The organism is Cutibacterium nasicola (assembly GCF_052654715.2).
The window spans coordinates 95,615-116,780 of record NZ_CP199745.2; the positions used below are offsets into that span (position 1 = coordinate 95,615).

A 21,166-nucleotide genomic window follows, 5' to 3' on the forward strand; every position below is an offset into this window, starting at 1 on the left:
AGACAGCTCTGGCTGGACACGGGCGAGGGCCTCTGGGTGAAGTGTGTTGCTACCACACAAAGCACGACTCCCAAGAGGCCCTCATGACCCACCGTAATGCCCCGTTGTCCGAAACCGGACGTTTGCGCCTGGCCTGCTGCATCGTCGAGGATGGCTGGCCCCTGCGTCGGGCCGCCGAACGCTTCAACGTCAGCGTCACCACGGCCCAACGCTGGGCACAGCGCTACCGCGCCCACGGGCCGGCCGGAATGCGTGATCACTCCAGCCGACCCCACCACCAGCCCCGACGGGTCTGCCGTCGCACGCAACGACGGGTGGTGGGATTGCGCATCACCCACCAGTGGGGCCCAGCACGCATCGCCTACCACCTACGCCACCAACACCTCAGCGTCTCGACCGTCGGCAAGATCCTGCAACGCTACGGATGCCCACCCCTGACCTGGATCGACAAGGCCACCGGCGCCCGGCTACGCGCCCAACCCACACCCGTCCGCTACGAACACGACACCCCCGGTTCACTGGTCCACCTCGACATCAAGAAGCTGGGCCGGATCCCCGACGGCGGCGGCCACCGCATGGTCGGACGCGCCCAAGGAGTACGCAACCGTGGCCGATCCGCCAGCGGGGGTGGGTATCACTACATCCACAACGCCGTCGACGACCACTCCCGCCTGGCCTACGTCGAGGTCCTCAGCGATGAGCGCAAGGACACCGCCGCCGGGTTGTGGACCAGGGCCCAGGCCTGGTTCGCCAGCCAGGCCATCACCGTCAAGCGGGTCCTGACCGACAACGGCTCCTGCTACCGGTCCAAAGCCTTCAACAAGGCACTCAAAGACACCCACATCACGCACAAGTACACCCGGCCCTACACGCCCAAGACCAACGGCAAGGTCGAGCGGTTCAACAGGACCCTGGTCGCCGAGTGGGCCTACGCACGGCCCTACGCCAGCGAGACCGACCGCCTGGCCGAACTCCCCGGCTGGCTGCACCACTACAATCACCACCGCGGACACACCGCGCTCAAAGGCAAATCACCCGCCGACCGCGTACCTAACCTGTCCGGCGATTACACCTAGGTCACCGATGCCCTTCTTCGTAACCCATCAGTTCAAAGTTCAACCCCTCCCGCAAGGTCGAGATGAGGTGCTCGATGAACCCATCGGCGTCGACGTCGCACAGCAGATCGACGTTGGGCTCCTTGCCCCACCGTCCCAGTTCGTCGCCGACAGTCTGACCACGGGTGAGGGTCCCGGTCAGCTCGACGTCGACGGCCAGGGGCCGCGTCGTCGCGAACCTCCTGGTCACCGCATTGGTGACGACGAGCGGGTCGTGCAGGTAGGCACACCACCCCAGCCCGTCGGCCTGGTGGAACTCGAAGTAGAACCGCAGCGCCTCGGACAGCACGCCGACAACAGGGTGGTCGCCCAGCTCCACCACGGCCTGACGATGCTCCTCGTCAAGCCTGATGGCCTCGGTGGCCTGCAGAGCTCCGAGCACGATCCGCTCGGACGCCTTGCCCCACGCCTCGAACACCTCGTGGCCAGCCTCAGGGTCCACCGCGATGTTCCACTCGCTCGTCGGGCCAGTGTTGCCGCGGTGATTGATCGCCCCGCCCATGACGTGCAACCGCTTGAGCAACCTCGGCAGCTCCGGTTCCTCGCGCAGCGCCAGGGCAAGGTTCGTCAGCGGGCCGGTGACGATGCCGACCAACTCCCCGGGATACTTCCGAGCCATGTCCACCCACAATTGCGTTCCGGTGCGACCATCCCGCTGACGCCCGCACTCCCCCAACCGGGCATGCCCCAGACCGTGGGGTCCGTGGGTTTCCTCGGCGGTCATCATCGGCTCGACCAGCGGCTCGTCCGCCCCTCGCGCCACCGGGACGTCCATTCCGAGCAGCTCGGTCAGACCCAGGGCATTGCGCAGCACGTCGTCCTGACCGACATTGCCGGCCGTCGTCACCACACCGACGGTCTCGACGTCGTCGTGGCAGGCCAGGTAGGCCAGCGCGAAAGCATCGTCAATCCCGGGGTCACAGTCGAGCAGAACCGGCATGGAGCGTATGGACATGGCGTCAGAATAGAGCCTCTGCCGACACCACCGACATGCCCGACGGCATCGTCGTCACGACCGCAGACGTGCTCAGCCAGGTGCACGAGAACCACCTCATCGAGAACGTGCTGGCCGAGATCATTCGCACCCCAGCGGTTCTCAGGGTGAGGTGGACGATCACCGAGGCGCTGAGCGCGAGCTGAGGGCCCCTGGGCATCAGGGAACATCATCCATCGGCGCCAAATAGTGGCCTCCATCATTGTCGACGGCGGGTTCTACAAGAAGCGCGCACGGTCCCTCTTCGGAAACAAGTCCCCCGCAGATCGAGCAGACGAGTTGATCAGATACTGTCACCGTCACATCCGGGAGTCCAAAGCGTCGCTCTACCGGATCTACTACTACGACTGCCCACCGTCGGAACGAGTGTTCTATCACCCGTTGACACGCAAGCAGGTCAATCTGCGCAAGAGCAAGCAGTACGAGTGGAACACCGAGTTCATGAAGCAGCTGACAAGGAAACGTAAGGTTGCGCTGCGTCGCGGGGAAGAGTTGGAAACCCAGGGCGGACACATGCTCAAGCCCGAAACGTTGAAGAAACTCTGTGCTGGCACGATCACGGTGAAAGACCTCACCGAGCACGACTTCTTCCTCGACATCACGCAAAAGGGCGTTGACATGAGGATCGGGCTCGACATCGCAGCACTGGCGGAGCGGGGTGCCGTCAACCAGATCATCATGATCTCTGGAGACAGTGATTTCGTCCCCGCCGCGAAACATGCGCGCCGGTGCGGCATCGACTTCGTACTAGATCCCATGTGGGCGAACACCTCCAGCAGTCTCAGCGAACATGTCGATGGCCTCCGGGAGTGCGTCTCCCGACCAGCCCTTCCAGCTCATCCTGACCAGAAGCTCGCCAGGCACCCTGGTCTGTGGCATGGTCTCATCAGCGCCGACGTCGATCGTCCAGCCAGAACCCAGTCGTCCCTGTATGAGCGACGCCGCTGCACCCGTGTGGAGCAGGGTGATGTCGATGGGCAGGACGAGGTTGCGGTCCCGGTCAGGACGGAACCCGATGGATTCGGCATGGCTGACCTCCATGCCGACATGCCCTGTATCGTCCCTACCCCAGCTGGACGTCCCCGATGTGGCATTGAGCAGCTTTCCGGGAGGACACTGGGCCTTGTCAGAACAGGTCATCAGTCACGCAAGAGGACGATGACGAACGAGCCGGGGGGAGTCATGACCGTCGAGGAGAAGGAACCGTCCCGCGCCGAGAGGATCTTTGCGGGGAGTGTCGCGTTCACGATCTGCATGGCTGTGATGTTCACGATCGTGGCGATCTTCATCGGCTGGCGGTGGTCACTGAGGGGGTTCGTCGGGGTCCTGCTCATCGGAATCCCCGGCGAGATCCTGCTGGAGCTGGTGGGCGAGGACCGGATGCTCCCACGCGGCAGGGGCAAGCCGGGTCAGACGCGAGCTGGGCGTTTGCTCGTACTGACGCTCATCCTCGCCGCGTGGGCAGTCATCGTCCTCGCCCTCACCGCTCTCATTCAGCCGTGGTACGGCGCCGTCGGTGACATGGCGTGGGTCATGGTCATCGGAATCCTCGCGATCCTCATCCAGGGGATCCGGGACACCCGAAAGAAGAAGTCCTGACCCTGGCCATGATTGCGGTGCGGGGATTCGTCCCCGGTGGCCTTCTGGCTGTGGGCCCAGGCCCCCTGGAAAACGTCAATCCGTGGAACGGGCTAGACCAGATGGCCGAGGACATCACCCTGCCCGAGCTAACCGATGTGGTCGCCATCACCCGCCTCCACACGAAGACGCCGCCCTCACACGCATCACCGCCAAATACATCGACACCGTGTCAAACCTCCACATGGACCATCAACCCTTCATAATGGCGCTTGTTGAACCGCAGTGGTGAGCACACGCATACATGAAAGGAGGAATCATGATGACAGACCTTGGACTGGTCAAACCATCAGATCCGTTGACTGACGGCGCACCTGCGCTCCCGGATCGTCGATGAGCGTGGCGGCGGAGTTCCACAGTGGAGACACTGATTCGGATTGGCGTCGGGGTGACGACATGAGGTCGACGCCATCATCGACGAAGTCTCGGGGGCGACGGCCCGGGTGTGGTTCCCGAACATGGTGGAGGACGGCTGCGCCGGCCTCGATTCTGGTGGCGCTGGGGCCACAGGAGGGTGATCCGGAAGACGGGGAGGCCTGTGTCAATTTTGTCCCATATGTAATAGACGATTCTTTAGACAGACAGCTAGCCCTTGGGCCGCGTCAGCGTGTTACCTCACCACAACGCGCACGCGGCGGGTGCGTGCCGAGGGTGCGCTTGGCGCGTATCATTGCGAGATTGTTCGAGATGAGCTGCACGGAGTGGTCACCGATCGGACGGCCGCCGCCAGAGGACATCGCCCGCAGGTTGTAACGCTCGGTCTCCCATCAGAGCGGAGAACATCCATGTGGCCAGTCACCCCGGCCGCTCCTCGAAGGATTGCGACGACGTCCCTGAGGTCGAGTGACTCACCGATGTGGCTGGGACCGCTCCGACGCTGGGAAATGACTTAATCGAGAAGTGTTTGCATCCGCCTTGATGTCGGTATCTCAGCGGGATCCGCGGCGCACCGTTCGTGATCCAGCTGACCGTAGGTCACGATCATCGGATCGGGGAAGTAGCCACCAACCGACATGAACTCCATGCCGCCGCGTCCGATGCGGAAGCCTAGGAGGAGATCCGAAGCGCAGTCAGCCAAGCCTGCGGCTTGGGTGTTGTCGCATCGGAACTGGTTGGCGCGGAATCCGACGCTCTCAGCGCCGGGATGCTGCGAACCCTGACAGGGAACCGGCTCCGTACCCAGGGGTCTTGACCAGTCCAGAATGATATGTGCATAGTTATGTTCATGCCTACTCGAAACGTGTACGTGTCTGCCGACGACCAAGCCTTGTTCCGCGAAGCGGCCGAGATGGCGGGAGGGTTGTCGCCGGCGGTCAGTGAGGCCTTGCATGAGTACGTCCAACGCCGCCGGCTAGTGGCGGCGGGGCTCGAACAGATCGAGGTGGACCTGCGCAGTGAGGGTGTTGATCACCGTGTCTCTTTCATGGGTAGACGACTGGTGCGTGTGCAACGGGACCACGAACAGGGCCACCGTGTCGACACCGTGTACGTGACGGCCAAGAGCCAGATCGCCGTTGCGTCCAAGGTTCAGCGTTCCCTGCCTGGTTGGGCCGAAGGGAAAGAGAATCTCTGGTCTCATCCAGAGACGTGGGACAGGGACTTCTGGATGGTTGGGGACCGCACCCTCGCCGTCTTCGCAGACTTGGACGAGCTGCGCACCACCGATACCGACCTTGCTGATCGGGTGGAGTCAGCAATGCGAGTCGTGCCCTACCAGGTTCTGGACATCTGAGGGGGCAGTGAACGCGAACGCCTCCTCGCCTGTCCCACGGCCCAGTCCATCATGAATCTCGTCAAGAAGGACAAGGTCCAGGGCGGGTACCAGGTCCCCGCTCTCGGCGACTCGATTGGCCCGCGCGTAGTATGCCCTCACCGGAAGAACTATCAGAGATGAAAGGGTCTTCGACGTCATCACACCCATGACCTGTCATATCGGTAGCAAAACCTTGGATGGGTTTTTCGCTGGTGGAATCCTGCTGAGGAATCACAGTCACGCGCTCTGTCACATTTGAGCTCCGCGGCATCCGTGATTCCCGTTTTCGAATTCGCTGTTCCCGAAGGATGGGCTCATCGAGATCATGGGGAACTGACCGTCTTGCAGGTACCAATCCCATCGACGCAATCGGCCACCGACCCACACCGAGGCACGAACTCTCCCCGGGAAAGGAGGCGTTGACGATGAGGATCAACGACAACGGCGCCAGGGCGACGACACCCCCACGGCCTCGCCACACGCCCGGAGACCGCCGATGACACCCGAAGCCCGCCCATGACGAAGACGAAGAAGAACTCCCTCGTCCTGGCGATCTGCGTCATCATCCTGGAACTCATCGGCGGGATGCAGACCTACCTCACCCAGCTCATCCTGCCGATCATGGCGGCCGACCTCGACGCCCAGGACATGTACGGCGTCATCACCGGGGTCGGATCCCTCTCCACCATGGTCGGCCTGCCCATCGGTGCCGCCTTTCTCAGACGCTGCCGGCTTCCGAGAATCCTCCTGACGGCCACAGCGGCCCTCATCGTCGGGGCCATCATCAGTGCCACCGCCCCCACCATTTGGGTCTTTCTCATCGGCCGCGCGATCCGCGGATTCGCTGGGGCCTGCCTGGCCATGACGTCCATCGGTGCCGTCGCCGTCGGACTGACCGGGCGAGCTCGTCAACTCACCCTGGCTTTCAACTCGGCCAGCTGGATCATCGCATCCATTGTCGGCCCGAGCTACGCCGCATGGGTCACCCACCTGCTCTCCTGGCGCTGGGCGATGCTGTGTTACCTGCCCTTCCTGCTCGCGGCGCGGATCGTCATCGCCGAGAACCTCGACGCCGACCAGCACAGCGACGACTCCCCCATGCCCCTCAAGGCCACCGGGCTCATCGCCATCGGCATCACCCTCATGATCGTCCCGGTGCCCTCACCGTGGAAATACGTCCTCATGATCGCAGGATTCCTCATCCTGGGCTGGGTGGCCATCATCTCCATGCCGCCGCACACTTTCACCACGGGTGGCATCCGCCTGCACGCCCTGGCAGGTCTGTTCTTCCTCACCGGCGCCTACTACTCCGCCAACGAGCTGGTCACGCTGAGCTACCACGACCTCTTCGGCGGTGACGCCAAGGACCTCGGCTACATCATTCTCGGCGGCGGACTCGGATGGGCCATCACCGGCGTACTCGCCGGCCTCAAACCCGCCAAGAATCCACGTCATTACCTCATCCGGATCGGGGTGGGCGTCGGGCTCATCATCACCGCGTCGACCCTCATCACCATCGCTCTGGCCACCCGGATGGCCGGTCTGCCACCCTTCCAGGCCATGATGGTGCTGTGGATCAGCGCCGGGATCGGCATGGGGGTCGTCTACCTCGACGTCCTCAGCACCCTCTTCGAGGACCCCATCGTCCCCGACGGCATCCCCATCGAGACCATCGCGGGATCATCCGTCATCGTCGAGAATCTTGCCAGCGCCATGTTCGTCCCGCTACTCACGTCTCTGGTCGCGGTGGCCTTTCCCCAACACGGTACCTCAACGCCGATCACCCCACCACGCTGGCCTTACGCCCTGTCCTGGGGTCTGGTTGCCGTGCTCGCCGTCATCGCACTGAGCTATCTCATCCGCTCCGGGCACAGCGAAAAGGCAGCGTGGCTGGCCAAGCCTGCCGAGGCAGACCAGTCAGATCGCGCGGCCCAGGCTCAGCCCTCAGTCAGGTGAGAACTCCGAACAAACCTGCTCAGCTCCCACTCCGACGAGCTTTCCCAGGAGGACGAGGAGAGCACCAGAACCGCCCTCGCCAAGGACGGGCAGGACGTTCGGGGCCATCTTGACGCAGATACCGGGGGGCCAGCACCGCGCACCCGAGAACCAGGGGTGGCCAACTGCACCAGAAGCATGGCACCATGCGCGCTCGGCAAGGGTCTGGCCGATGCGACGCGCTGTACCCCCGCCAGCAGCAAAGTGTGGAGTTGCTTGAAGATGTCGCCTCCTGGCCAGGGCCATCAGTGAGCTGGAGACCCCACTGTTTGACATGCACCCCGATGGACGGTGATGAGTCACAACGCGGGATGGGGGAACAGCAGGAGGATTCCCCGTCTGGGAATGCGATCATTTCCGCGTGACCGCGCCAGGGAACAGCCCGTGCTCCATGCCGGCGATGATGAATTCAACCTTGAGATCAAGATTGCCGCGCTCCCCCAGATCCTGCATCCCGAAGATGTCGGGAAGGCCCTCGGTCATGACCCCGATTCTCTCGACGCCGGTGCGTCCGTCCTCGTCAGCCACCAGATAGGGCTGCATCGAGATGAAGGTCTCGAAGGTGGTGTCCCCGACGAAATCGAAGGCGAAAGCGGCCCCCTCGACTCCTCCGGGAATACCAAGTTCTGCCAATCCCTGCGCAATCGCCGCGCAGCGAGGCATGACTGCCCCAAAAGCCTCTGGCTGAGTCATGAGCACCAGCGGGGCCTCTGGATATCGCTCACACAACGCCCACTGACGGTCGACAATCTGACGAAGGGCGTCCTGCCAACTCGCGACGTTGGGATCGGGTTCAATGTCCACCATGATCTCCGCGATTGCAGCCACTTGCAGTTCCTGACGAGAACTGAACTCCCGGTACAAGGCGGTGGCCTTCACCCCGAGACGATCAGCGACCGCCCTCAGGGTGAAGGTCTCAATGCCCTCGGCCAGGACTGCATCAATCGCCTGACGTCGCGTGAACGCAGGCTTGCGCCCTGGCCGTTTGCTGATCATTCACGGCCCACGAGCGACCACCCCTCGGCCCGCTCCCGGGCATGCCACAGATCGGCGTAAGCACCGCCGCTGGCAATAAGGTCGTCATGGGTTCCCACTTGGCAGACTCTACCGGTGTGGTCGACGACGACGATACGATCCGCCGAACGGATGGTGTCGAGCTTGTGAGCGATGACGAGGATCGTCGAGAACTCACGCAGCTGGGCCAGGGCGGCCTCGATGTGGGCCTCGTTCTCCGGGTCGAGAGCAGAGGTGGCCTCGTCGAAGAGCAGGATCGGGGCGCGTTTCAGCAAGGCTCGTGCCACCGACACCCGTTGCCGTTCACCACCCGAGAGACGACGGCCACCTTCACCAACGCTGGCGTCCCATCCACCGGGCAGACGAGCTGCGATCTCATCGACCCCGGCCAGGGACCCCGCCTTCCGGACCTGCTCGTCAGTGGCATCCGGGTCACCGATGCGGATGTTCTCCGCCAAAGTGGAGTCGTAGAGATAAACGTCCTGGAAAACCATGGCGAGCTGACTCATGAGCTGCTCGGTGGTTTGGTCGCGCACGTCCAGTCCGCCGACACGCACCGTCCCGGAGTCGACGTCCCAGAACCTCGCCATGAGCCGGAACAGAGTCGTCTTGCCAGCCCCCGAGGGGCCGACAATGGCCGTCAAACCCCCCGCTGGAGCAGTGAACGTGACGTCATGGACGACCGGGTGCTCCTTGTCATAACCGAAGGAGACGTCTTCGAAGGACACCTCACCGGGAGCTGTCATGTCGCTCGGGGCCTCGGGCTCGGGAAGCACCTCAGCCGAGAGGATCTCGTCGACCTCACTGACCGGCTTGCGCGCGGTCTCGACGGACAGAGCAGCCGAGACGACGTCCTCCAACACCTTGGCGTAGCGCAGCGAGACGCCGACGAAAGCGACCGTCGCGACCGGGGCGAGGGTGCCGTTGCTGCCCATGCGCGCGGCCAGCACGATGAGGACGACCGCGACCGCCTGGGCACCCAGACCCGAGAGGAAGTTCGCCGTCACGCCCAGCCCCAGACACTTACGAGCGGCGCGTTCATTGGCCCGGCGTGCATTCCGAAGCGGCTCGTAGCCCTCGGCTCGTCCGGCGGCCCTCAGCACTGGTTGGGTCTCACAGAACTCGACGATGCGGGCAGCCAGTTCCTGCTCGGTCGGCTGGACCACCGACTCACCGCGAAGCCACAAGGCCCGCGAGGCGATCATGATCAGACACATCGCAGGCATCGAGATGAGCAGGGACAACCCCAACTGCCACGACCAGAACCACGAGAGCACCATCATGACGACGGTGGTCGCGGCACCGCGCACGAGTGGGGCGGTGAAATGTGCCAACCCCTCGCCCAGGTGCATGAGTCCCTGAGTGAGAAGGCGGGACAGGCGGCCGGGGAAACTCGAGCGGAACCATCCCAGTGGCAGGCTCGCCACCTGGTCGCCGATGCGCACGCTGAGTTTTCCCATGACATCCATCGCGGCGAGATAGCCGATCGTCGACTGGAAGTACGTCACGACGGCCCCGGCAACGGCCAGGGCGACGAGCACCCACACCCAGCCCTGCCAGGTCAGTCCCATCGAGGGTCCACCCTCGACGAATGCCGTGATCGTCGGAATGATGGCGAACAGGCCAACTCCCTCGAGGACTCCCTGGACACCTGCCAGCCACAGGGAGCGACGGAACTTGGCAGCCCCTTCCTCGGTGAGAAGGGGCCTGAAGGTGTTCAGGAGCAGGATGTCGCCCGCCCAGGAAAGGCGGGAGTTCATGGTCGTGGTCATTGAGTGACTCCTTCCATCGCTCGCCCTGCCGACAGACGCGCCCAGTAGGGCTGGTCGGCCAATTCCTCGGACGAACCGCAAGCTACGATGCAACCGCCCTCCATGACGCAGATGACGTCAGCTCCGGCCACCGACTCGGCGTGGTGACCGATGGCGAGCACAGTTCGGCCCCGGGCCAGTGCAGCCAGGGCCTGCTGGATCTCCGCCTCGCAGTCGGGATCGGTGGCGGCCGTCGCCTCGTCGAGCACGAGGATCGGGGCGTCGGCGAGCACAGCGCGGGCGATCGACAGCCGCTGCTTCTGACCACCCGAGAAATCGGTGTCCTCACCCAGGACGGTGTCGAAACCCTTCGGCAGTGCGTCGATGTCGTCAAGAATGTGGGCGGCACGAGCAGCCTCGCACACCTGGTCGTCGGTGGCGTCGGGACGGGCCAGGGTGATGACGTCACGGATGGACCGACGCTGCATGTACGGATCCTGGAGGACGAAGGACACCAACCGGTAGAGGTCGTCCTGGGCGAGGTCCTTGAGGTCGACCCCACCAATGCGTACCACCCCGGAATCAGGGTCGCGGAAGCGGGCGAGCATCGTCGCCAGGGTCGACTTGCCCGACCCAGACGGCCCGACGAGAGCCGTCACCGTCCCCGGACGCAGCGTCAGGTTGACGTGGCTGAGCGCCGGGATGACGCCGTCAGGGGTGAGGTAGGAGGCGCTGACGTCGTCAAAGGTGACCGTCATGTCGTCAGGAATCCGCGCGCTCGCGTCAGGATGACTGATCTGCTCGATGGACAGCACGTCCTGCAGTCGCAGAGCCGCATTGCCGGCCTGTTGGTAACCCCATGCCATGGTGCCCAGCACCTCGATGGTGCGCGGCAGGACCAGGGCGATGAGTGAGCAGGTGAGGACGTCGGTGACGCCCACCCAGCCGGCCTTGGCCATGAGCAGGCCGAATCCCAGGTTGATCGCCATGAGGGCGGCCACCGAGATCACCGACAGCGACAGCGCCGACGCCTTGATGAGCGGGCCACACCAGTTCCAGTAGAACTGGGCGAACTCCTCGCACGCACGGGTGAAGCGACGATGGGCCTTACCGGTCTGTCCGAAGTTCTTGACGACATGGATACCCTCCGTCAGCTCGATCGCCGAGGATGAGATGTCGGCCAGTTTGTCGTCCATCTCGGCGGTCTTGGTCGCCATGTCCCGCATCGTCACCCACTGCAACAGCGCGTAGATCGGGAAGGTGGCGATGGAGAGGAGCCCCAGCCGCCAGTCCACCACGAAGGCGTAGACGAGCAGGACGAGCGGAACTCCCACGGCTGCGGTCTGCTCGACCGGCGCATGGGCGACGAGCATGTGGATCTGGACGGTGTCGTCCTGGATGGCCTTGCGCACTCGACCGGTTGACGACGAGCTGAACCAGGCCAGCGGCGCCTTCGAGATGTGGTCGATGATGCGATCCTGCAAGATGTTGCGCACCTTGATGTCGGCGATGTGAGTGATGAGGAGGGCCACCACGTAGAGCATGGCCTGGATACAGAAAGCCATCCACAGCACATTGGCGGTATGGGTGAGCGCCTCACGGTCGACGTGATCACCCAGCAGGATCGCGCCGAGTCTCGTCAGGGCCACATACGGGGCCAGTGCGACGATGCATGACACCACGACAAGGATCCGCGCAACGATGACGTACCCACGAATGGGCCTCATGATCATCGACAGGGCCTTGCCGCCGGCACGGTGCTTGGCCTGATAGTCCTGAGTTCCTCCCGGCGCGACAGCGTCGGGGCACACCTGCGGGGACGTGGAGATCTCGGTCACTTCGTCAGTCCTGCCCGCTGGAAGTGCTTGCGACCCACCTTGATGCCCAACCAGCCACCGGCCAGCCCCAGCAGGAAGACGATGACGGCCCATCCCGCCACCAGGCCAGGTGTGAACAGTTCCCGCATCGCGTTGGAGTAGTCGGCACCCATCTGCTCGGTGATCATGGCGTAGTACTCGTCGGCATTCACGAGCATCGGGATGAGCGGGACGATCATCCACAGCACGAACACGGCATACCCGAGCATCGCGCGGCTCGTCGTGAGACGGGTGCTGCGGCCGGCATTGGTGATGATGATGTCGGAGAGGAATCCGAGCACTATTCCAGCCGGGATCACCCAGATGGTGTGCCCCGGGCTCATACCGAGCCCGACGAGCAGACCAGTGATCGTCATGGTGCCAATTTTCGGCACCCGTGCAACTGACAACATGAGGACGATGCCGCCCAGCAGGATGCCCAGGATCCAACCGACGAACATGAAGGCCGGACCGGCGAGACCGATCATGCCGCAGGCGTAGAAGACGACGAAGAAGATCACCGCGAAGATGGCGATACTCACCAGGTCACGCGTTGTCAGACGGGGTTTCATGATTGTCCTTTCAGAGTGGTGATGTTGATGAGGTAATCCCCACATCGGGCCATGAGCTCCGGGTCGTGGGTGATGACGATAACGACCTTCCCAGCGGTCGCGAGATCACCGACGAGGTCAGCGATCGAGGTGAGGTGACGAAAATCGACACCCGATGTGGGCTCGTCGAAGATGACGACCTCCTTGTCCTGAGCGATGGTGGCCGCCACGACGAGGCGCTGGGCCTGCCCACCGGACAGTGACAAGGGGTGACGGTCACGTTGACCGACCAGGTCGAGACGTTCCAGGAGCGCCGGGACGTTGGCGGCATCGCGTTGGCGCGGGTCCAGACCGAGGGTGACTTCCCGCTCCACCGACTCACTGAACAGCTGGCGGCGGACGTCCTGCATGACCATCCCGCACAATTTCTGCCGCGTGCCGGTGCTCCACGGCTCTCCCATGCCGATACGGGCGCTGGGCGGGGACTTTTCGAGCCCGCAGATCAGTCGGGCCAAGGTCGATTTGCCCGCGCCATTGGGGCCGGTGAGGATCGTCACCGCTCCGGCCGGCAGGAAGAGGGAGTCGACGTCGAGAATCGTCGGGCCATGCCCGTAGGAGAAGGACAGGTGCTCGACCATCAGCCCAGTCGGGAGTTTTGGGCCATCGGTGTTGGAGGAGGCTGCGGCGGTCGGCGGCTCGGGTATGTCCACCGGGACGACATCGACGGCGCGGAGGCCACGTTCGGTCCGTTCCATGTCCGTCAGGCTGAAAAGATCATCGCCGGTCATGGTTTCGACGACCCTGCCGTCAGAAAGGCGATGGACGACGTCGACCGCCCCGCGGAAGAGGTGCAGTCGATGCTCGGCGATGACCAGTGTCTTTCCGGAGGCCTTCAGCTGGGCGACGAGGTGGCGAAAATCGTCGATCCCCTCGGCAGAGAGATTCGAGGTCGGCTCGTCGAAGAGGAGCAGATCGACGTCAGTGACCAGGGCACAGGCACACGCGACGCGCTGCAACTCCCCTCCCGAGAGGGTGTCGAGCCGCCTGTCGAGCAGGTGTGCGATGCCGGTCTGGCCGACTGCCCGAGTCATAGCGTCGCGGATCTCAGACGGGTCGACCCCGTAATTCTCCAGCCCGAAAGCCAGCTCGGTTCGCACGCTGGAGGTGAAGAACTGGGTGCGAGGATTCTGGAAGATCATCGCCGAGGTGCGCCCGACGTCGTGGAGTTCGACCCCGGCCAGATCAGTGCCGTCCACCTCCGCCTTGCCACGCATGGTGCCCTCGAAAAACTTCGGGACAAGGCCATTCATCGTCCGCAGCAGGGTGGACTTCCCCGATCCTGATCCCCCAATGAGCAGGGTCAGGGTCCCGGGCCGGATCGTCATGGTGATGTCCCGGAGCTGGTCCACGGCCTCTCGGTCGGGCGTGGGGCCGTCATCGAACGGGGACCCGTCGAGGTCAGGGACCGGGTAGGCGTAGGAGACGTCGGTCAGGCTGACGCTCATGCGATCACCTCGGTCACGCGCCAGGCAATCAACGCGACCAAAACCGTCAGCACGACGACGTCACCGAGACGGAAACGACTCGGGTCCAAGGTGGACCGGGATTTTTGTGCACCCAGCCCCTTGATGATGGCTGCGGCGGAGAGCTCGTCGGCGATCCGGGCAGCCGAGGCGAGAAAGGGGATGACGACGTATTCCCCCGTACGCAGCGGGTGGCGCATGGTTGAGCGGGCGCCGGGTCTCAGGCCTCGCAGGGTCATGGCCTGGACGATCGCCCGCAGCTCGCGCACTGCCATCGGGAAGAACCTCACCACGACCATCACCGGGACCTGCACGACCCGCGGCGCACGCATCTGGGTGAGGACTGAACCAACCCGGGTGACGTCGAGAACCTTGATCGCAGCCACTGCCGAGCCGAAGACTCCTGCGAAGCGGAACATCCAGAAGGCGATGAAGACCAGAAATGCGGAAACAGCCGAGTGCCATAGGGCTGGAAGGGCGAAACAGCAGAAGACCCACACCAAGACGAAGCCCACCCACCCGATCCACGTCTTGGAGCGGGTCGTGAGCACGAGTGACACCGCGACGACGCCGAGGCAAGCCAGCACCAGAGGCGTCGACCCCGCTCCCATGAGAAGGACGTTGAGGACGGTGACGTAGAGGAACAGGGTGCGTGGGTCCACAGCGTCGTGGAAGCCGCGAGCGCGGGGCCAAGGGGTGGGGGTCAGCGCACTTCCGGCCATGACACCGGCCCCCGGGCGCGCATGGATGTCACCTGGTGGGGTCAAGGCCACCTCGTCACAATTCATAAGGCAACCCTAACTCATTAGTTATCCTCGTTAACAAATAGGGGCGTCCATGCCCTGACCAGGAGAGACGCTCACGGGTCAGACAAGTGGTCCTACTGCTGACACCGGTGGGCATGCCACGTTCGGAGCATCGCGGCGTCGCGCAGCCGCGATCACCACGGGCATTGCCCGGCACCACCTCGACGCGAACACCAGAGGACTCGTCCGGCCCCACGGCTACCCTTGAGGTGAATTGATCGAGAGGAGACCCTCGTGGGCATCGGAAGCAACATCGGCAAAGCACTGCTGTCCCAAGCCCCTGACATGGCGCCCGGGGCAGCCGTCTCCCTATTACGCAGCATCCTCGGATTTGCCATCGACGGCGTCTCGGGCCTGCCAGGAGCGCGTCAGGCCGCTGGCAAGACCCTCACCAAGCACGACGGTGACGTCGAACAGGCCATCAACTCCCTCGTCAACCAGCACATCGCCATGGCCGGTGCACAGGGATTCGTCTCCAACCTCGGTGGCGTCGTCACCTTGGCCGTGACCATCCCCGCCAACATCTCGGGCGTCGCGATCGTCCAGGCCCGCATGGTGGCTGCCATCGCCCACCTACGCGGCTACGACCTTGACGACCAGCGCGTCCGGACCGCCATCCTCGCCACCCTCATGGGTCAGCGTGAGGTCGACAGCCTCATTCACGAGGAGAAGCTTCCGACGACCCCGATGGGCATCGCCACCGCCCCGGTGGGGGACGCCGATCTGGAGAAGGTCGTCGCCCGTAACCTCGTCAACGTCCTCATGGGCCAAGTTGCGGGCAAGAAACTGCCGGTCTTCGTCTCCAAGCGCGTGCCCGTGTTAGGTGGTGGAGTCGGAGCCACCACCGACGGGTTCACCACCTGGAGCGTCGCTCGTTACGCCCGCAAGCAGTTCCCGACCCGCCGCCCGCGCGGCTGAGGCCAGGATCTGTGTTCGGTCCGGGACGCGTCAGAAGGTTTGCCGACGACGTGCCCCGGGCCGACGTGTGCGGCTGCGACGAAGCAGCCCGACAGCCCGCGCAGCCGTCGTGCCGATGAGCAGACCCAGCGCGATCGAGCCAATGATTCCCGTGGACTCCAACACCGTCGCGCCAGCCACCGGGGTGCCCGCGCCCAGCTGGGTCAGGGACACCAGGCCCAGGGATCCCGGCACCAACAACCAGAAGCTCGGCAGGAAGAGCACCAGACGCGGTAGTCGCGGGCGATGCATCTCGATCACCGATGATCCGAAACTCGCCACGGTTGCTCCCAGCAGGCCGCCGCCCCAGGTGGCCCCGGCAACCGTCTGGCCGATGATCTGGAAGGTCAGGGTGGTGGCCAACATGAGAGCCACCCACGGGACGAGGTATCTGGGTATCGACTCCATGAGACTCATCCCGGCGGTCAGGAGCAGGACGCCGAGGAATGGCACCCACAACCCTCGCCAGGGAATGATCTGGTTGTTGAGCTGGTCGACGGGGACCTTTGTCAGCACGCCGCACCGAGAACACCCGCTGTGAACATGGCCAACTGGGCGGTCCCGAACCCCAGACGCGACGCGCCCGCCATCATCGCTCCTGCCGCCAGTTCAGCCACCCCGGTAACGATGAGGGCACCGGGAAGCAGCACCGCGATGGGCGGCAGCAGGCTTCGCAGCGGCCCCTCGATGAGTCCGAGTCGCGCGGCCCAGAAGGCACACAGTGCGACGACAAACGCGGCCAGGAACGGGGTAAGGACGGCCAGGGCCTTCCTCTTGCCGGACAACCATATGAATCCGGCGGTGACCTGACCGGCCAGCACGGAGAACAGCACGCTGGGCCACAACGGCTGCAGTACCAGGGCGATGCCCGAGGCGACGCACACCATGCCACCATGCAGACCCAGGCGCGGGTAACGTGGCGGGATGGAACGCAAGTCCCGCAGTTGCTCGAGGGCCTCGACCGGGCCGATGGTGCCGTCGAGGAGCTGCTGACGGATACGAGCTGTGGTGGCGCTCTGGTCCAAACGGATGGTTCCTTCCACCGATTCGAAGGTTGCGGGGGTGCCACCTCCCAGGCTCACCACGACTCCGGTGGGCCAACCCTGTACCTGGACGTCGGGGCATCCCAGGTATCGACCGACGCTGCGGGTGTCGGCCTCCACCTCGTGCACCGACTGACCACCGGCGATACCGGCTGCGGCAACGTAAGCCAGCAGTCGGCGGACGCCATTTTCGTCGAGCTCGTCCACTCCAGATCCCATCGTCGATACCGTCGCCAGGATCAATCGTCGCGCACCTTGGGCCCTCCTGACTTGATGCAGTTTTTCGGGGTTCGGTCGGGTGTGTTGGTCTGGCTAGGGGTTTCGTGTTCGATCGTGGCTGTTTTGGGGCACTAAGACGGTCCTGGGGGCCCGTATTGTGGGGGTCATGACCTATGTCCGGACGGTCCGCACGGGTTCGGGTGCGGTGGCGGTCCAGATCGCTGAGAAGCGACGGGGCAGGCGCATCATCGTGGAGTATGTGGGCTCGGCTCACAGTGACGAGGAACTGGCGGTACTCAAGACCACTGCCTGGGCCAGGATCGAGCAGTTGAGCGGCCAGGAGCCCTTGGACCTGGGCGTGGAGATCCCGGTTGCGGTCGAGGAGTCGTTCACCGAGCCCGTGGTCCAGGACAGGTTGACCGGTGAGGACTCTGGACGCCATGAGAGTTCAGCGCTTGCCAGGCCTGCGCAGGTCGTCTCGACGGCCTCGGACCTGTTGTGGTCTGTGCTGGACAGGGCCTATCGCCGCCTGGGATTCGACGCGGTTGCCGATCAGGTGTTCGAGCAGGTCGTTGTGGCCCGGATCGTCGAACCCACCTCGAAACTGGCTGTCGGGCGGGTCCTGACCGGTTTGGGTCAGGACCTGCCGCATCACACCACGATCTACCGGCACCTGGCTCGTGCCCAGGACCGCGACTACCGTGCCGTGATCACTGATGCCTGCCACCGGTACTCGGCCGGTGGCGGGGAGGTGACTCTGGTGCTCTATGACGTGACCACCCTGTACTTCGAGGCTGAGAACGAGGACAGTCTGCGCAAGGTCGGCTATTCGAAGGAACGCCGGGTTGATCCCCAGATCGTGGTCGGGCTCCTCGTGGACCGCTGGGGCTTTCCCCTCCAGATTGGCTGTTTTCCCGGCAACAAGGCCGAGACCACGACCCTGATCCCGATTGTTGAGGCCTACCGGTCGGCCCACGAGATCGCCGACATGGTGGTGGTCGCAGACGCCGGCATGCTGTCGGCCTCCAATCTGGAGGCCCTGGACGGTGCGGGTCTGCGGTTCATCGTGGGATCCCGGTCGGTAAAGGCCCCCAGCGACCTGGCCGGCCATTTCCACTGGAACGGCACGGCCTTCGATGACGGGCAGATCATCGACACGATCACACCCCGCACAGTGAGGAGGAAGACCTGCCACCCTCGCAGCAGACGGGCCGAGCCGGTCTGGGATCCAGCCGGGTCCACCGATAGCTGGCGGGCGGTCTGGCAGTACTCCCGCAAACGGGCCGTGCGGGACTCGGCCACATTGACGGCTCAGGAGAACCGCGCCAAAGCCGTGGTCGACGGTGACAGACCGGCCCGCAAGCCACGGTTCGTCAGCGCATCGGCGAACGGCTTGTCCTTGGATCACAAGGCGATCGACCGGGCCCGCCAACTGGTCGGGTTGAAGGGATACGTGACCAATATTCCAGTATCGGTGATGACTCCGGTCCAGGTGATCGGGGCCTACCACGACCTCTGGCACGTCGAGGACTCCTTCCGCATGGCCAAGTCCGACCTGCGGGCCCGGCCCATCTTCCACCGGCTCTCTGACTCCATCGAGGCCCACCTGACCACGGCATTCGCCGCCCTGGCAGTCTCGCGTTACCTACGACAGGTCACCGGCCTGTCGGTCAAACGGATCGTCCATACCCTCGCCCCACTACGCTCAGCGACCCTGGAGATCAACGGCTCGCTTCACACCATCAAGCCCCAGACCACACCCGAGGCCCGCGCCATCATCAACGCGATCGAGTCCGATGCGGGGCACTAAGCCAATGCAACAAGTCAGGTCCGATCTTCTTCGAGGGGTCGATCTATCACACGGTGCTGGTGCTGCTGGTTCTGGTGCAGGTGGCAGCGCTGGTGTGGGGGACTGTTCATGCGGCGCGCCTGGCCGGGGTCAGACGCCGCATGGCCGGCTCGCTGGAGGGCGTCATGCCGCCGCCGGCCGAGTACATCAACAGAGTGCAGCTCGATGACGCCGCCTTCTACCGTCGCGACGACCGGGCGCCCGTGGTGCAGAAGCTGGCCGCGGTGCAGGCGGGGCTGCTGTGGTTCCTCGACGACTTCGCCACCGATCCTGACCAGCCCTGGACTGCCTCCACCGACGACGATCAACGGGCCGATTTCCACAAGCGCCGGCAGCCGCGGCGGGCAATGCTGGCCTCCGCCATTCTGCTGACGATCGTCTGGGTGGGGCTGACGGTGCTGATGTTCTTCGTGGGGGACTGGGTGACCTCGACGCCGGGGATCCTGATCCTCATCACGGCGCTGGGCCTGCCGCTGCTGGTGCTGCTGTATGTGATCGGGGGGCTGCGCAACAGTCTGGACAATCGGTTCCGCAGGCGCATCATGTGGCTGCGTTGGGAGGTCGAGGCCGCCCGGCGCCGGTCGTGATCGCGCAGGCTGATCGCGGAGCGTGATCCAGCAGGCAGGATCCAGCAGGCGGTGATCCAGGCCCAGGGTGCCGAGCACGGATCGGTGGGCGGGGCGACCAGACCCCGCCCGCCGGGCCCGCGGTTCTTTCAGGGACCTACTTCACTGCCACCTGCACCGGCGTGGCCAACTGATCGGCCACCGTCTGCCAGTTCTCGCGGAACGGTCCGTACGCCGTCTTGATCGGCACGCCGGTGGGCAGCTCCGGGCATTCGTTCTCACCGTTGGAGCCCCAGTTGACCCATCCGGACTGCTTGCGCTGGACGATCTGGAAGGCTCCCGACGGCAGGCCGGTCCACCAGATCATGGCACGGTCCTTGATGGTGTGGAACTCCACCGACTTCTGCACGGCGCCGGTGAAGATCGTCTCGTCGGTGACTGAGGACACATCGACCGGTTCCGCGTCGATCGTCCACGGGCGGTCCGGCAGATCCGCCAGGACATGGGCCGATGCCCTCACCCCGGCCAGACGGGCCTCGATCTCCTCGCGCGGCAGGGCCTGCTCCCAGGCGCTGAACAACCGCCAGTACAGGTCCCAGTGGGCCGATTCCATGCCGGCCAGCAACTGGGTGCGGAAGTCCTCGAACTTCTCCGAGCGTTCCGCGCTGCGCTCACTGGCCGAAATGGTCTGTTCGACCTGCTCGGCCAGTTTCATGGCGTAGGGGTCGCCGGCCCGGTACCTGGTGCCCGCCTGTGAGGCGAACCGGTCGAAGACCAGCTCACCAGGGCCACCCTCGAACTCGTCGCCGACGGTGATCTTGTTGGTGATCGACCGCCCGTTGATGACCGTCTGGAAGTCATCGACGACATAGCGGCGCTCGAAATACGGCGTCCCGAGGGTGAACACCCAGTCGATGGTGTAGCTCTTGCCGCACAACTCGTCGAGCAGCCCGTCGGGAATCCTCCCGTGCAGCCGGTAGTGGTGCAGCACGGGCCCGGCCTCCACGGTCTCCACCGAGACCACCGAGTGCTCGGGTGGGTTGATCAGGCCGTTCTCCGGGGTGAAGAATGGGCCGTAGAAGCCGCCGATGGCGTTGTTTCCCGACGGCAGCAGATCGACCCCCTCGTAGTGAGCGCTGAAGTGCCGCAGGCCCCATTTGGAGGCGCCGGTTCCCTGCCCGGTGCCACAGCACAGTTCCAGGTCGAAGTAGCCGGTGTCCAGCCGGGCCACCGCGTCCTTCTCGACCGGATTCAGTGTCCGGATACCTCGGGCCTCCTCGCTGTCGGGATCCACCGCCTCGCCGAGCTCCAGTGCCAGGTCACCGTCAAGGTCGACGACCGCGACGAAGGTGGCTGACGACTCGTCCGAGGATGCCTCGAGCCGTTGGCAGAGCAACTGTCTCCCATCTCCTGTTCTCGCCCAGTACAAGGGTGCGGGAAAACTCCCGTCGACGGTGAATCGCACCGGTTCAGCACTGCGGCTTCCCGTCAGTGGGTCGGTGATCACGATGTGAGTGGTCATGGGCTCTCTCATTC

The 21,166-nt window shown here is 64.4% G+C and carries 17 protein-coding genes and 3 pseudogenes; 9 read left to right on the forward strand and 11 right to left on the reverse strand.

Annotated features, from left to right (window positions below; all coding sequences use genetic code 11):
- Window positions 1-83: 83 nt before the first annotated feature.
- Window positions 84-1,076, forward strand: coding sequence for an IS481 family transposase (locus ACUCCZ_RS00420; RefSeq protein ID WP_435916977.1), 993 nt, complete (start codon window positions 84-86; stop codon window positions 1,074-1,076).
- Window position 1,077: 1 nt separating this feature from the next.
- On the opposite strand, the gene ACUCCZ_RS00425 is transcribed toward ACUCCZ_RS00420, so the two are convergent.
- Complete coding sequence (locus ACUCCZ_RS00425) at window positions 1,078-2,070, reverse strand: nucleoside hydrolase (RefSeq protein WP_435918492.1); 993 nt, start codon at window positions 2,068-2,070, stop codon at window positions 1,078-1,080.
- Between the two features lie 35 nt (window positions 2,071-2,105).
- Between ACUCCZ_RS00425 and ACUCCZ_RS00430 the strand changes: the two genes are divergently transcribed.
- The 5 genes and pseudogenes from ACUCCZ_RS00430 (at window position 2,106) to ACUCCZ_RS00450 (ending at window position 7,456) form a co-directional block, all read left to right on the forward strand.
- Window positions 2,106-2,255: a hypothetical protein gene (locus ACUCCZ_RS00430; RefSeq protein WP_435918493.1), complete on the forward strand. Its 150-nt coding sequence runs from the start codon at window positions 2,106-2,108 to the stop codon at window positions 2,253-2,255.
- Window positions 2,256-2,622: 367 nt separating this feature from the next.
- Window positions 2,623-2,844: pseudogene (locus ACUCCZ_RS00435) on the forward strand (NYN domain-containing protein); the annotation flags it as partial.
- Between the two features lie 447 nt (window positions 2,845-3,291).
- On the forward strand, window positions 3,292-3,708 hold the full coding sequence (locus tag ACUCCZ_RS00440; RefSeq protein ID WP_435918503.1) for a hypothetical protein: 417 nt from the start codon (window positions 3,292-3,294) through the stop codon (window positions 3,706-3,708).
- A gap of 1,246 nt (window positions 3,709-4,954) precedes the next feature.
- Entirely contained in the window at window positions 4,955-5,479 is a 525-nt protein-coding gene (locus ACUCCZ_RS00445; RefSeq protein ID WP_435918494.1) for an EXLDI protein, read from the forward strand.
- Between the two features lie 537 nt (window positions 5,480-6,016).
- Window positions 6,017-7,456 (forward strand): MFS transporter, encoded by a 1,440-nt coding sequence (locus ACUCCZ_RS00450; protein ID WP_435918495.1) that lies wholly within the window; start codon window positions 6,017-6,019, stop codon window positions 7,454-7,456.
- Here the strand turns inward: ACUCCZ_RS00450 and ACUCCZ_RS00455 are convergent.
- The 8 genes and pseudogenes from ACUCCZ_RS00455 to ACUCCZ_RS00490 form a co-directional block, all read right to left on the reverse strand.
- A complete protein-coding gene (locus tag ACUCCZ_RS00455; protein ID WP_435918496.1) occupies window positions 7,445-7,771 on the reverse strand; it encodes a hypothetical protein in 327 nt (108 codons plus the stop codon). The two genes, ACUCCZ_RS00450 and ACUCCZ_RS00455, sit on opposite strands and share 12 nt — an antisense overlap.
- A gap of 75 nt (window positions 7,772-7,846) precedes the next feature.
- Complete coding sequence (locus ACUCCZ_RS00460) at window positions 7,847-8,491, reverse strand: TetR/AcrR family transcriptional regulator (RefSeq protein WP_016666255.1); 645 nt, start codon at window positions 8,489-8,491, stop codon at window positions 7,847-7,849.
- Window positions 8,488-10,281 carry an ABC transporter ATP-binding protein gene (locus tag ACUCCZ_RS00465; RefSeq protein ID WP_435918497.1) on the reverse strand — a complete coding sequence of 598 codons (1,794 nt, stop codon included), beginning with the start codon at window positions 10,279-10,281 and terminating at the stop codon, window positions 8,488-8,490. The genes ACUCCZ_RS00460 and ACUCCZ_RS00465 overlap by 4 nt, the downstream gene beginning before the upstream one ends.
- Window positions 10,278-12,098 carry an ABC transporter ATP-binding protein gene (locus ACUCCZ_RS00470; protein WP_435918498.1) on the reverse strand — a complete coding sequence of 607 codons (1,821 nt, stop codon included), beginning with the start codon at window positions 12,096-12,098 and terminating at the stop codon, window positions 10,278-10,280. Before ACUCCZ_RS00470 ends, ACUCCZ_RS00465 begins: the two co-directional genes overlap by 4 nt.
- The gene (locus tag ACUCCZ_RS00475; protein ID WP_435918499.1) at window positions 12,095-12,733 is read right to left on the reverse strand and encodes an MptD family putative ECF transporter S component; all 639 of its coding nucleotides are present in this window, start codon (window positions 12,731-12,733) and stop codon (window positions 12,095-12,097) included. Before ACUCCZ_RS00475 ends, ACUCCZ_RS00470 begins: the two co-directional genes overlap by 4 nt.
- Window positions 12,685-14,172, reverse strand: a complete 1,488-nt coding sequence (locus ACUCCZ_RS00480) for an ABC transporter ATP-binding protein (RefSeq protein WP_435918500.1) — start codon at window positions 14,170-14,172, stop codon at window positions 12,685-12,687. The genes ACUCCZ_RS00475 and ACUCCZ_RS00480 overlap by 49 nt, the downstream gene beginning before the upstream one ends.
- Window positions 14,169-14,801 (reverse strand): energy-coupling factor transporter transmembrane component T, encoded by a 633-nt coding sequence (locus tag ACUCCZ_RS00485; RefSeq protein WP_462981552.1) that lies wholly within the window; start codon window positions 14,799-14,801, stop codon window positions 14,169-14,171. Before ACUCCZ_RS00485 ends, ACUCCZ_RS00480 begins: the two co-directional genes overlap by 4 nt.
- Window positions 14,796-14,912: pseudogene (locus tag ACUCCZ_RS00490) on the reverse strand (energy-coupling factor transporter transmembrane component T); the annotation flags it as partial. The gene ACUCCZ_RS00485 and the pseudogene ACUCCZ_RS00490, both read right to left, overlap by 6 nt.
- Before the next feature lie 318 nt (window positions 14,913-15,230).
- Between ACUCCZ_RS00490 and ACUCCZ_RS00495 the strand changes: the two are divergent.
- Window positions 15,231-15,914 (forward strand): EcsC family protein, encoded by a 684-nt coding sequence (locus tag ACUCCZ_RS00495; protein ID WP_435918502.1) that lies wholly within the window; start codon window positions 15,231-15,233, stop codon window positions 15,912-15,914.
- Window positions 15,915-15,944: 30 nt separating this feature from the next.
- On the opposite strand, the pseudogene ACUCCZ_RS00500 reads toward ACUCCZ_RS00495, so the two are convergent.
- Window positions 15,945-17,215 (reverse strand): annotated as a pseudogene (locus tag ACUCCZ_RS00500) (threonine/serine exporter family protein).
- Window positions 17,216-17,381: 166 nt separating this feature from the next.
- Here ACUCCZ_RS00500 and ACUCCZ_RS00505 point away from each other — a divergent pair.
- Window positions 17,382-19,025, forward strand: coding sequence for an IS1634 family transposase (locus ACUCCZ_RS00505; protein WP_435917672.1), 1,644 nt, complete (start codon window positions 17,382-17,384; stop codon window positions 19,023-19,025).
- 53 nt (window positions 19,026-19,078) lie between these two features.
- Window positions 19,079-19,651 carry a hypothetical protein gene (locus ACUCCZ_RS00510; RefSeq protein WP_435918504.1) on the forward strand — a complete coding sequence of 191 codons (573 nt, stop codon included), beginning with the start codon at window positions 19,079-19,081 and terminating at the stop codon, window positions 19,649-19,651.
- 136 nt (window positions 19,652-19,787) lie between these two features.
- Here ACUCCZ_RS00510 and ACUCCZ_RS00515 read toward each other — a convergent pair whose 3' ends face one another.
- Window positions 19,788-21,152, reverse strand: a complete 1,365-nt coding sequence (locus tag ACUCCZ_RS00515; protein WP_435918505.1) for a hypothetical protein — start codon at window positions 21,150-21,152, stop codon at window positions 19,788-19,790.
- Window positions 21,153-21,166 lie beyond the last annotated feature (14 nt).